Source organism: Gardnerella vaginalis 1500E, assembly GCF_000263595.1.
Taxonomy (GTDB): Bacteria; Actinomycetota; Actinomycetes; order Actinomycetales; family Bifidobacteriaceae; genus Bifidobacterium; species Bifidobacterium vaginale_E.
Genome location: NZ_ADES01000011.1, coordinates 38853 through 51601, shown reverse-complemented (window position 1 = coordinate 51601; position 12749 = coordinate 38853). Strand labels below are relative to the sequence as shown.

7 protein-coding genes and 2 tRNA genes are annotated in these 12749 nt (G+C 42.8%); 5 read left to right on the top strand and 4 right to left on the bottom strand.

Annotation, left to right across the window (positions count from 1 at the left end; all coding sequences use genetic code 11):
- Positions 1-10: 10 nt before the first annotated feature.
- On the top strand, positions 11-1963 hold the full coding sequence (locus CGSMWGV1500E_RS03085; protein ID WP_004128034.1) for an FAD-binding protein: 1953 nt from the start codon (positions 11-13) through the stop codon (positions 1961-1963).
- 114 nt (positions 1964-2077) lie between these two features.
- Positions 2078-2164 (top strand) — tRNA-Leu (locus CGSMWGV1500E_RS03090).
- 189 nt (positions 2165-2353) lie between these two features.
- Here CGSMWGV1500E_RS03090 and CGSMWGV1500E_RS03095 read toward each other — a convergent pair.
- Positions 2354-3082 carry a GntR family transcriptional regulator gene (locus CGSMWGV1500E_RS03095; RefSeq protein ID WP_004128031.1) on the bottom strand — a complete coding sequence of 243 codons (729 nt, stop codon included), beginning with the start codon at positions 3080-3082 and terminating at the stop codon, positions 2354-2356.
- Positions 3083-3320: 238 nt separating this feature from the next.
- Positions 3321-4883 (bottom strand): glutamine-hydrolyzing GMP synthase, encoded by a 1563-nt coding sequence (gene guaA / locus CGSMWGV1500E_RS03100; protein ID WP_004128028.1) that lies wholly within the window; start codon positions 4881-4883, stop codon positions 3321-3323.
- Between the two features lie 401 nt (positions 4884-5284).
- On the opposite strand from guaA, the gene CGSMWGV1500E_RS03105 reads away from it, so the two are divergent.
- The 3 genes from CGSMWGV1500E_RS03105 to CGSMWGV1500E_RS03115 all read left to right on the top strand — a co-directional run bounded on the left by CGSMWGV1500E_RS03105 (position 5285) and on the right by CGSMWGV1500E_RS03115 (position 11145).
- On the top strand, positions 5285-7762 hold the full coding sequence (locus tag CGSMWGV1500E_RS03105) for a phosphoketolase (protein ID WP_004128025.1): 2478 nt from the start codon (positions 5285-5287) through the stop codon (positions 7760-7762).
- A gap of 279 nt (positions 7763-8041) precedes the next feature.
- The gene (gene pta, locus CGSMWGV1500E_RS03110; protein ID WP_004128022.1) at positions 8042-9742 is read left to right on the top strand and encodes a phosphate acetyltransferase; all 1701 of its coding nucleotides are present in this window, start codon (positions 8042-8044) and stop codon (positions 9740-9742) included.
- Positions 9743-9915: 173 nt separating this feature from the next.
- A complete protein-coding gene (locus CGSMWGV1500E_RS03115) occupies positions 9916-11145 on the top strand; it encodes an acetate/propionate family kinase (RefSeq protein WP_004128020.1) in 1230 nt (409 codons plus the stop codon).
- Between the two features lie 74 nt (positions 11146-11219).
- On the opposite strand, the gene aroA is transcribed toward CGSMWGV1500E_RS03115, so the two are convergent.
- Together aroA and CGSMWGV1500E_RS03125 are read right to left on the bottom strand one after the other, a co-directional pair.
- Complete coding sequence (aroA, locus tag CGSMWGV1500E_RS03120) at positions 11220-12587, bottom strand: 3-phosphoshikimate 1-carboxyvinyltransferase (protein WP_004128018.1); 1368 nt, start codon at positions 12585-12587, stop codon at positions 11220-11222.
- Between the two features lie 88 nt (positions 12588-12675).
- Positions 12676-12749, bottom strand: a tRNA-Pro gene (locus tag CGSMWGV1500E_RS03125).

Below are 12749 nucleotides of genomic sequence, written 5' to 3'. Positions count from 1 at the left end.
AAATAAGAGTATGCAATCAAGCGAATACTACGATGCAATTATTATTGGAGCCGGAGCAGCAGGACTGTCTGCAGCACTTGGGTTTGTTCAATCTTGCGAATACAAGTCATTGAAAAAACAAGGAAAATCTCCTTCAATAAAAGTGATTTCTAAAATACCTTCTTTAAGATCTCATACAGGATCAGCAGAAGGTGGAATCGCTGCAAGCCTAGGAAATGTTGAACACGATACTTGGCAGTGGCATTATTATGACACTGTTCATGGTGGAGATTGGTTAAGCGACCAGGATGCAGCTAAATTGCTTGCAAAAGAGGCTGCGGAAACAGTTATTCAGCTTGAACATGATGGCGTAGCATTTTCTCGCACAAAAGATGGCCATATTAACCAACGTCGTTTCGGCGGTCATACTGCCAATTTTGGTAAGCAACCAGTTGCACGTGCTGCTTTTGCTGCAGATAGGATTGGTCATCAAATTTTGTATAGTCTTTGGCAAAAATGCGTTGCTGCAAACATCTCTTTTATTGAAGATTTATATGTTACAGATATTGCTATAGATCAAGAAACACAAAAAGTTGAAGGCATTGTAGCTTTTGATCTTACCAAAGGCAAATTGCGTTCTATGCGTTCAAAGTTAGTTCTTATTGCTACAGGCGGCGCTGGAAGATTATTTTCTACAACATCAAACTCTTGGGATTTAACAGGCGACGGAATGTCATTAGCTTTGAAAGCAGGATTGCAGATTGAAGATTGCGAGTTTATACAATTCCACCCTACTGGTCTTGGACATACCGGAATGCTACTTTCTGAAGCAGCTCGAGCAGAAGGTGGAGTATTAAAAAATTCCAATGGCGAATCATTTATGAAGAATTATGATTCAGTTCATAAAGATTTAGCCCCGCGAGATATTGTTTCTCGAGCTATTGAAAATGAAATTCTAGAAGGCCGCGGTGTTAAAGACACTACAAGCGATTGTAATACTGACTCAAAATGCGATTGCATTTGGCTAGATATGACAAATATTGGCAAAGAACGCATGAAAGAAGTTTTGCCACAAGTTAGCGAAACAATAGAACAATATGCTAACATTGACCCTTCTAAAGACTTAGTTCCTATTCGCCCAACAGCGCACTACACAATGGGAGGAATACCTATTACTTTAAATGGCGAAGTTTACAAGTGGTACAACAATAAGCAAACTATTATTCAAGGATTATACGCAGCCGGCGAATGCTCTTGTGTTGGAGTTCATGGAGCTAATCGCTTGGGAGGAAATTCCCTGCTTGACGCTTGCGTTTTTGGAAAACGCGCTGGCGTTGCAATGGCAAAAGAACTTAACGATATTATTTCTGACAGCAAATCCAAATTCTACGAAAACTGCGATTGCAACAAAAACAGTGAGCGCAACAAAACATGCACAGAACTAGAAAAATTATATAATCAAAAAAATTTTGAGATTAAAACGCTTACTAAAGAAGATAATTCTGAGCAAGATGGTATCGAAAATAATATAAATACCCTAAGTAACTCTGCGGATACAAGCGAAGAAAATAATCCTTATGCACTATTTTCAGAACTTGGAACAATTATGGAAAAAGCTGCTGCAATATCTTGTGATAAAAAGTCACTTAACTCAGCTTTACAAGAAATTCACGCGTCATTACTTCCGAAAATAAAAAATTTAAAGCTTCATAGCAAAGATTTAATTTTTAATCAAGAACTTACAGCAATATGGGAAATAAGCAATATGTCAACGCTTGCACAAGCAGTATTAAAGGCATCGCTTTGTAGACATGAGTCACGCGGATCATTCTTTAGAAGAGACTACCCGAACCATGACACTTCCACTATTCCACAGCATTCATTCGTTGATTTAGAGGGAAATACAACAAATAAACAGATTAATATTGTTGATTTTCAACCAAGTAGCGACGGAAATTTTGCGGCGAAAAATGGCTTAATATAAGGCAGATATAAAGCAATTTATGCTTTACTCGAACAAAAAAGCATAAATTTTTCAACACGCCGAAGCAAAGACTCAAAAAAGATGTTATAGTCTTATCTGTTGTCTAAAACACCTGTCCGGGTGGCGGAATGGTAGACGCGCTAGCTTGAGGTGCTAGTGCCTATTTGTACAGGCGTGCGGGTTCAAGTCCCGCTCCGGACACGAAATAAGTCTTGCTGAGAAATCGGCAAGACTTTTTTGTTTTTCAAAACAACCCGCAAACCAGTAGACTAGAAAACCTAAAACTAGAAAACCTAAAACTGAAAAGCAAGCACAAATAACTTATACGAAAATTGCCTGCAGAAAATTCTACAGGCAATTACAAAACTTCATGCTCACACAATGCAAAATTTACGAATTTGCGTGCAAGTGGAAAGTAATCTCACCAGAATTTGGCGTATATATAGCAGCACCAAAAGCAATAATCGTACCAAACTTATCTTTTACTGTTGATTTAGCTGCAATTGCAGGAGTGCCATCTTTAAGATCAAGTATTACAGCAAGTCTGTCACACAGTCTTTCTACATAAACTGACACTTCGCTTTCAACAAGCTCAACAGCATATGCTTTATTCAAGAAATCAGATAAAGATTCTTCTGAAAAATCATGAGTTAACACTTTTGGAAAACGCGAAGCAGATAAATACAGTACGCTGTAACGCGAAAGCACTCCGTCTACGTATCGCAAACGCTTTAGGCAAATAATCTCATCCTCTGGCTTTAAACCTAAGCGCAAAGCAGCATCTTCATCATGAACAACGTCATTTTCTAAAACTTTTATTGTAATAACAGAGTCGCTTGAATAATTTTGCTCGTAAAAACCTTGCGCACGATCCGAAATAAACACTTTATTGTGAGTACTTATAATTTCAGGCGCACGGAATGTTCCCCTACCCTGCTCACGCACTAACAAGCCTTCTGCAATAAGCGTGCCTACAGCATGCCTCAACGTAATGCGACTAACATTGTACTGTTTGCACAATTCAATTTCTGGAGGCAGCTGTTCATTTGCTTCCATAGCGTCAATGCGAACACGCAAATTATCGCGAACAGCAATATATTTAGGCACACCTTCAGCCATACTAATCAATTCTCCCAACGTTTTAGCGATTATACAGAAGCCGTTGAATAACACTTGGAAACATATCGAACAACAACCATACAATTAGTAGTTTATTCTATCAGTCAAAATGCATAATATACAAACTGGGGGTATCAGATATAGAAAACACGGATACTCCCAGCATTTTAACTAAATTAAGCATGCAAAATAACTGTAATTTATACATTTTTGAATAAAAAATTAAATGTGATTTACATCACTCCCACTCAATCGTGGCAGGTGGCTTAGAAGTTACGTCGAGCACTACACGATTAATTTGACGGCATTCATTCGTGATTCGAGTAGAAATCTTTGCCAACACATCGTAAGGAACACGAGACCAATCAGCTGTCATAGCATCCTCAGAACTCACAGGACGCAAAACAATTGGAGAACCATACGTGCGCTCATCACCCTGAACACCAACAGAATGAACGTCAGCAAGCAATACAACTGGGCATTGCCAAATGTCGCGGTCAAGACCAGCTTTAGAAAGCTCTTCTCTAGCAATTGCATCTGCTTCGCGAAGAACAGCCAAACGCTCGCGCGTAATCTCACCAACAATGCGAATGCCTAAGCCTGGACCAGGGAAAGGCTGACGCCACACGATTTCATCTGGCAAACCAAGCTCAGTACCAATAGCGCGAACTTCATCCTTAAACAGCGTGCGCAAAGGCTCAATAAGCTTAAACTTCAAATCTTTTGGCAAACCACCAACGTTGTGATGCGACTTAATGTTTGCAGCACCGTCTCCACCGCCAGATTCTACAACATCTGGGTAAAGAGTTCCCTGCACAAGGAACTTAACTTCCGCTCCAGTTTTACCAGCTTCTTCAATAACTTGAAGCTGAGCTTTTTCAAAAGTACGAATGAACTTTTCGCCAATAATCTTGCGCTTGCGCTCCGGCTCGCTCACGCCTTTAAGAGCATCCAAGAAATCATCCTCGGCATCAACTGCGATTAGCTTAATGCCAGTAGCTTTAACGAAATCATGTTTAACCTGCTCAACTTCGCCTTTACGAAGCAAACCGTGGTCAACAAAAACGCAAGTAAGCTGATCACCAATTGCTTTATGTACCAAAGCTGCTGCAACCGCTGAATCAACTCCACCAGAAAGACCACAAATAACTTGTGCATTCCCAACTTCTGCGCGAATCTTAGCAACCTGATCCTCAATAATGTTAGAAGGATTCCAATTGTTATCTAACCCTGCACACTTATGTAAGAATGTAGAAATAAGTTCCTGACCCAATGGAGTGTGCTTTACTTCTGGATGCCACTGAACTCCATAAAGTTTGCGACTTTCATCTTGCATTGCAGCAACAGGAGCACCCTCTGTGTGCGCCAACACCTTAAAACCTTCTGGAGCACGCTTAACAGCAACACCGTGGCTCATCCAAGTATTTTGCTCAACAGGAGAATCTGCAAGCAGGCCTTCAGAATCATCAATAGTTGCAGAAGTTTTACCATACTCGCCAAGAGCAGCTTTATCTACGTCTCCACCAAGTTCATGAGCCATTACTTGGAAGCCATAGCAAATGCCAAGAACTGGAACGCCAGCTTCAAAAATCTTTGGATCAATATCTGGAGCACCCGGTTCATAAACAGAAGCAGGACCACCCGAAAGAATAATAGCTTGAGGATCTTTAGCTAACATTTCGTCAACTGGCATAGAGTGCGGAACAAGCTCTGAATACACATTAGCCTCTCGCACTCTACGAGCAATAAGCTGAGCGTATTGAGCGCCAAAATCAACGACAAGCACTGGTCCTTTTGCCATGATTCTCCTTATATATAAGTTCTAATACGATTCAATTCATAATAGTGAAGCTTTGAGACGTTGCGTAATTACAAAACGCCGAAATTAGATATAAAAGTTACATTAATAATTCTAAATCAATAGATAGCTTTGATAAATTTTTGTGCGAAACGCTGAATAACAAAGCAAAAAACGAACATCAAATATAACATAATCTATACAAATGGCTAATTTTTTGCGCACATAATCACACATTTTTTCAACATAAATGCACGAAGAAGTAACCAAACGAACAAAAGTCAGACGCTGGCACTATACTGAAACGGATGGAAAAAGAGCTGTAATACATTTGTTTTCCAGACTCTATAACCAAATGGTAATGATCAAATTGCACTGAAAAGTGCTTGAGTACAGGAGTACACATGACGAGTCCTGTTATTGGCACACCTTGGAAGAAGCTCAACGCTCCAGTTTCCGAGGCAGCTATCGAAGGCGTAGACAAGTACTGGCGTGTTGCCAACTACCTTGCAATCGGCCAAATTTATCTTCGTAGCAACCCTCTAATGAAGGAGCCGTTCACTCGCGAAGATGTTAAGCATCGTCTGGTGGGCCACTGGGGCACCACTCCAGGTCTTAACTTCCTTATTGGCCACATCAACCGTTTCATTGCTGACCACCAGCAGAATACCGTGATTATCATGGGTCCAGGCCACGGCGGCCCAGCTGGTACTGCTCAGTCCTACCTCGACGGTACTTACACTGAGTACTATCCAAAGATTACAAAGGACGAAGCTGGTTTGCAGAAGTTCTTCCGCCAGTTCTCTTACCCAGGCGGCATTCCTTCTCACTTCGCTCCTGAAACCCCAGGCTCCATCCACGAAGGTGGCGAGCTTGGTTATGCACTCTCCCACGCTTACGGCGCTGTTATGAACAACCCAAGCTTGTTCGTTCCAGCAATCGTCGGCGATGGCGAAGCTGAAACTGGTCCTTTGGCCACCGGTTGGCAGTCCAACAAGCTTGTGAACCCACGTACCGACGGTATCGTGCTTCCAATCTTGCACTTGAACGGTTATAAGATTGCTAACCCAACTATTCTTTCCCGCATTTCCGACGAAGAGCTTCATGAGTTCTTCCACGGCATGGGCTACGAGCCATACGAGTTCGTTGCTGGCTTCGACGATGAGGATCACATGTCCATCCACCGTCGCTTCGCCGATATGTTCGAAACCATCTTCGACGAGATTTGCGATATTAAGGCTGAGGCTCAGACTAACGACGTAACTCGCCCTTACTACCCAATGATTATCTTCCGCACTCCAAAGGGTTGGACTTGCCCGAAGTTCATCGACGGCAAGAAGACCGAAGGCTCTTGGCGTGCACACCAGGTTCCACTGGCTTCCGCTCGCGATACCGAAGCTCACTTCGAGGTTTTGAAGAACTGGATGAAGTCCTACAAGCCTGAAGAGCTCTTCGACGAAAAGGGCGCTGTGAAGGAAGACGTTCTTTCCTTCATGCCAAAGGGCGAACTCCGTATTGGCGAAAATCCAAACGCCAACGGTGGTCGTATTCGTGAAGATTTGAAGCTTCCAAAGCTCGATGATTACGAAGTCAAGGAAGTTAAGGAATTCGGTCACGGCTGGGGTCAGCTCGAAGCTACCCGTCGCCTTGGTGTTTACACTCGTGACATCATCAAGAACAACCCAGATTCCTTCCGTATCTTCGGCCCAGATGAGACCGCTTCCAACCGTTTGCAGGCTGCTTACGAAGTAACCAACAAGCAGTGGGATGCTGGCTACCTTTCTGGCTTAGTCGATGAGCACATGGCTGTTACCGGCCAGGTCACCGAGCAGCTTTCCGAGCACCAGATGGAAGGTTTCCTCGAGGGTTACTTGCTCACCGGTCGTCACGGCATCTGGAGCTCTTACGAGTCCTTCGTACACGTTATCGACTCCATGTTGAACCAGCACGCAAAGTGGCTTGAGGCTACCGTTCGCGAGATTCCATGGCGTAAGCCAATCTCCTCCGTGAACTTGTTGGTATCCTCTCACGTATGGCGTCAGGATCACAACGGCTTCTCGCACCAGGATCCAGGCGTAACCTCCGTGCTCTTGAACAAGACCTTCAACAACGATCATGTAATCGGCATCTACTTCCCAGTAGATTCCAACATGTTGCTCGCTGTTGCTGAAAAGGCTTACAAGTCCACCAACATGATTAACGCCATCTTCGCTGGTAAGCAGCCAGCCGCCACTTGGTTGACCCTCGACGAAGCTCGCGAAGAGCTCGAAAAGGGTGCTGCAGAGTGGAAGTGGGCTTCCAACGCTAAGAACAACGACGAAGTTCAGGTTGTTCTCGCTGGTGTTGGCGATGTTCCACAGCAGGAATTGATGGCCGCTGCCGACAAGTTGAACAAGCTTGGCGTTAAGTTCAAGGTTGTTAACGTTGTTGACTTGCTCAAGTTGCAGTCCGCTAAGGAAAACAACGAAGCTTTGACTGACGAAGAGTTCACCGATCTCTTCACCGCTGACAAGCCAGTCCTCTTCGCTTATCACTCCTATGCACATGACGTTCGCGGCTTGATTTACGATCGTCCAAACCACGACAACTTCAACGTCCATGGCTACAAGGAGCAGGGCTCCACCACCACGCCATACGACATGGTTCGCGTGAACGACATGGATCGTTACGAGCTTACCGCTGAAGCTTTGCGTATGGTTGACGCCGCCAAGTATGCCGACGAAATCAAGAAGCTCGAGGACTTCCGCCTCGAAGCCTTCCAGTATGCAGTCGACAAGGGTCTTGATCACCCAGACTACACCGATTGGGTATGGCCAGGCGTTAAGACCGACAAGCCAGGCGCTGTCACCGCTACCGCTGCAACCGCTGGCGATAACGAGTAGTTTTAAGCTCATAAAGCTAAAACTGGTTAGCTAAAAACATTTCGGGAGTCAATCGAATGGTTGACTCCCGTTTTGTATATAAAAATAAATTTGCATGTAAACTAAATAAAAAAAAAACGAATCAAAATTTATATTGCAGAATTACTACTATGTGCGTGTATAAAAACAAAAAGCCGTACAATAGAACAAGCTTGGCTATATTGCAAAACTTAAGTAATTTAATTTTTACAATATGAAACCTAACAGCACAACACGAATAGTATCAAAGGAGAACGCATCGTGTCACATATTAATGTAACAATTATTGGCAACGAAGATATGTACGGCAGAAACGCTGTTGCACTCGGAATAACACATATTCTGTCTAACAACTACAGCACTACTATTTTTCGCCCATGCGCTCAAACCAATGACGCTTTCACTAAACAACTTTTGGGTATTGCAAATACTTCAGCAAAATTAGAGCAAGTTATTGTATCCACTCCAGAAATAGTCAGAACAAATAAAGACACAGTGCGCGGAGATATTGTTGCAAGATACAATGAAGTACTACAATCAACATCCGCCCAAGCTTCTGTTATTGTTTCAAGCGACGCAAGCCCTGTATATGATCCAGATTTATTTGCCTTTGACGCAACTGTTGCAGCAGACTTAGCTTCGCCTGTTTTTCTAACCGTTTGCGCAAAGGGACGAAGCTCAGAGCAAATCTTACAAACTATTAATACTGCCAACGCTTGTATTATGAAGGCTTGCACGCAAATTTTGGGCGTTTTTGTTACTGACTGTTCTGAGGAACTTGGAGCTGAAGTAATGAAAGATTACACAGCTAGAAATTGCGCAAATTCTAGCGAAAAAGAAACTAGAGTAAGCCAAACACCATTATGGGTGCTGCCTCAAATAAACGAAGAAAACAAAAATAGTTCGTTAGAAATATTCGTAAACTGCATTAGAGAAAAAGATATTCTTAATGCGTTGCACCAGCCATTCAATGCACCAACTACCCCATACGCTTTTCAATACAGTCTTTTAGGAAAAGCAAAAGAACAGAAAAAAACAATTGTTCTTCCAGAAGGAGAAGAAGATCGCATATTAAAAGCGGCAGATTACTTGCTTGAACGAGATATTGTGAATCTTATTATTGTTGGAGAGCGCGAATCAATATTGAAGCGTGCTGAAGAGTTAAATCTTAATTCAGTTTGCAAAGCAAGTTTCCAATCTATGAGCGATGAAGCAATGCTTAGCCATATGATTACAAAACTTTGCGAATTAAGAGCAAAGAAAGGAATGACTGAATCACAAGCAAGAGAACAACTTAACGACGCAAGCTATTTTGGCACTATGCTAGTTGTACTTGGACAAGCAGACGGTCTTGTGTCTGGATCTGTTAATTCCACTGCAAATACTGTGCGACCAGCATTACAAGTAATAAAAACAAAAGCCGGCTCTAAGCTGGTTTCTGGCGCATTTCTTATGTGTTTTAAAGATCACGTAGCAGTCTTTGCAGATTGCGCTATTAACCCAAACCCGAATGCAGAACAGCTAGCAGATATTGCGATTCAGTCTGCGAATACTGCTGCAGCATTCGGACTAGATCCTAAAGTTGGAATGCTTTCTTATTCAACGTTAGGATCTGGTAAAGGCCCAGATGTTGACATTGTAGAAGAAGCGACGCGAATAGTAAAAGAAAAAGCTCCAGATTTAGCCGTAGTTGGTTCTATTCAGTTTGATGCAGCTTGGTCTCCTACAGTTGCTGCAGCAAAAGCAAAAGATAATCCTATTGCAGGTCACGTAAATGTATTTGTGTTCCCTGATTTATGCGCAGGAAATATTGCGTATAAAGCAGTACAACGCTCAAGTGGAGCACTGGCAGTTGGCCCTATTTTACAAGGTCTAAATAAGCCTGTAAACGACTTATCTAGAGGAGCTTTAGTACAAGATATTATTAATACTGTTGCTTTAACAGCTATTGAAGCTCAGTGAGAATAAGATTTTGTGCAGAAAGCTATAAAATCAACAAAAATAAACTGTTAAATGTTCTTCACATATTTTAGATTGTTATGACACAAAATAACTCTCCGCATTGTAGGAACTTAACGGTAAACTAGAGCGTGGCAATTTACAAGCCTTATCAATACTTTATGGAGGATGCCCCAATGGCAAAAACCGTTCTTGTTATCAATTCTGGTTCCAGTTCGATTAAGTATCAGCTCGTTGACTTGGAAAGCGGTGAAGGTATCGCTTCCGGCATCGTTGAGAAGATTGGCGAGCCAGTTGACGGCCACTACAAGCACGTATTCAATGGCGAAAAGCATGAGTTCGATGAGCCAGTTCACGACCACGAGCAGGGCTTAAAGCGCGTACTCGGTTTCTTCGAGGAATATGGTCCAAAGCTTTCTGAATCCGGCATTGTGGCAGTTGGACACCGCGTTGTTCAGGGTGGCTTGACCTTCCCTAAGCCTGCATTAGTCAATGAGAAGACAATCAACAAGGTTAAGGATTTGGCAGTTTTGGCTCCACTTCACAACGGCCCAGAGGCTGTTGGCGCTGAAGTCATGACTGAACTTTTGCCAGACGTTCCGCAGATTATGGTATTCGATTCTTCCTTCTTCCATGATCTTCCACAGGTTGCAGCAACTTATGCTTTAAATAAGGAAATTGCAGACCGCTATCATATTCGTCGCTACGGCGCTCACGGCACTTCTCACGAATACATTGGTTCTGTTGTTCCAAGCGTTGTTGGTAAGCCTGCAGAAGGTTTGAAGCAGATTGTTTTGCACATTGGTAACGGTGCTTCTGCTTCTGCTCAGATTTCTGGCAAGCCAGTTGAAACCTCTATGGGCTTAACCCCACTCGAAGGCTTAATGATGGGCGGACGCACTGGCGATATTGATCCAGCAGTAGTCTTCCACCTTATTCGTAACGCTCACATGAACGTGGACGAACTTGACACTCTCTTCAACAAGCGTTCCGGCATGATGGGTATGACTGGCCACGGCGATTTGCGCGATATTCACAAGCTCATCGCAGAAGGCGACGAAAACGCTAAGCTTGCTCTCGGCGTATACGTACACCGTATTGTTGGTTACATTGGTAACTACACCGCTCAAATGGGTGGCGTTGACGTCATTACATTCACAGCAGGCGTTGGCGAAAACGACGAAATCGTGCGCGCTCGCGTATGCGAAAAGCTTGAGCCATTCGGCGTTAAGCTCGACAAGGAAAAGAACTTGGTTCGCTCTAAGGAGCCACGCGTTATTTCCACTCCAGACAGCTCTGTGATTATTGCTGTAATTCCAACGAACGAAGAGTTGGCTATTGCACGCAAGGCTGCAGCTATTGCTGAAGCTGGTGAAGATACCTACGGCAACAAGTTTAAGAACTAAATTGTTTGCGCTTAATGGCGCAGAAAATAAATAGATATAAATAATCCCGAGTCAAAAAGGCTCGGGATTATTTATTATTCAAGCATTTTATGCCACATGCCTGGAAAATCAGGAATCGTTTTGCGAGTAGTAGAAATATTTTTGACCCTTACATTTTCTATGCGCAGTCCAAGCATTGCAGCAAACGTTGCCATACGATGATCTGCATAAGTTTCCATAACTTCCCCATGCACATAATCACTTGGCTCAATACTGATGCCATCTTCAAGCTCTTTAGCACCAATACCGACTCTATTTAATTCTTTAACTAAAGCTTCTAAACGATTAGTTTCATGGCCACGTAAATGAGCAATACCGTGCAACTGACTTACTCCATCCGCAAAAGCAAGAATAGCTGCAATGCTTGGAGCAATCTCCCCCGCTTTACTTAAATCTAAAGAAGGAATTGCATGAATACGGCCATTTCCTTTTACACAAAGAACTCCAGACCCAGTGTTTGTATCGTCCTCTTCAAAATTAACAACAGCACCCATACGTTCAAGTATGGCCGGCAACAATCCGCCAGGTTGAGTCGTGCGCTTAGGCCAGTTTGGAACTCTAACTATGCCTCCTGAGATTAAAGCAGCCCCTAAAAATGGCGCAGCATTAGACAAATCTGGTTCAATAACTACAGTATTTGGCAAAACTAATTTTGATTCCAAAACAGCCCAACTAATAGGCTCTATCATTTGGACTGTGCCACCAGACTTTTTCACATCATCTATTGTCATTAAAATATGCGGCATGCTCGGCAAATTTTTACCAATATGTTCAATATACAAACCGTTAGGTATGCGAGAACCAATTAGCAATAATGCTGAAATGAATTGTGACGATGCAGAGGAATCAATGCAAACAATATTTTCCACATTGCGAGTTTTAAGTTCTAATGATTTAGGAGGAGTAATCGTGTACGGCAAAAAACCAGTTTCGCCGTGATACTCCACGTGAGCACCAAGCTGTTCTAAAGCGTCAAGAACTGGCTTCATAGGGCGAACATAGGCTTGCTTATCTCCATCAAAGCGCACAGGTTTATTCGCAAACAATGCTAGAGCAGACACAAAACGCATTACAGTTCCAGCTAGTCCGCAATATACTTCAGCATTATCTTCAACTCTAAAAATTCCGTCTTCTGGAGGAATTACGCGCAGTTTCGTGCCCTCTTCATTTAGAGATTCACATTTAACTCCGAATGTAGATAACGCGTTAATCATGAGCTCAGTGTCTCTAGAGCGCAACAATCCTTGCAAAACTACAGGTTTTGTACCTATTGCTGCCAATATTAAATAACGATTTGACAGGGACTTACTACCAGGAACCTCAACACAAGCTTTTAATTGATGATTAGAATACGGTGCTTCCCAACAAGTAGCACAATCCACAGTATCGTTAATATCACTCATAATATGAATACTATCTATTAATATGTACGGATACGTGCACAGATAATTGTTGCGAGCTGAATAAAATATTTCACTAGATATAAAAAAGTCGGGGTGACAGGATTCGAACCTGCGACATCCTGCTCCCAAAGCAGGCGCGCTACCAAACTGCGCTACACCCCG

Bases quoted from the DNA above. Each gene is read 5' to 3' on its own strand.
- CGSMWGV1500E_RS03085 (WP_004128034.1), top strand. From the start codon at position 11: ATGCAATCAAGCGAATACTACGATGCAATTATTATTGGAGCCGGAGCA.
- CGSMWGV1500E_RS03095 (WP_004128031.1), bottom strand. From the start codon at position 3,082: ATGGCTGAAGGTGTGCCTAAATATATTGCTGTTCGCGATAATTTGCGT.
- guaA (WP_004128028.1), bottom strand. From the start codon at position 4,883: ATGGCAAAAGGACCAGTGCTTGTCGTTGATTTTGGCGCTCAATACGCT.
- CGSMWGV1500E_RS03105 (WP_004128025.1), top strand. From the start codon at position 5,285: ATGACGAGTCCTGTTATTGGCACACCTTGGAAGAAGCTCAACGCTCCA.
- CGSMWGV1500E_RS03115 (WP_004128020.1), top strand. From the start codon at position 9,916: ATGGCAAAAACCGTTCTTGTTATCAATTCTGGTTCCAGTTCGATTAAG.
- aroA (WP_004128018.1), bottom strand. From the start codon at position 12,587: ATGAGTGATATTAACGATACTGTGGATTGTGCTACTTGTTGGGAAGCA.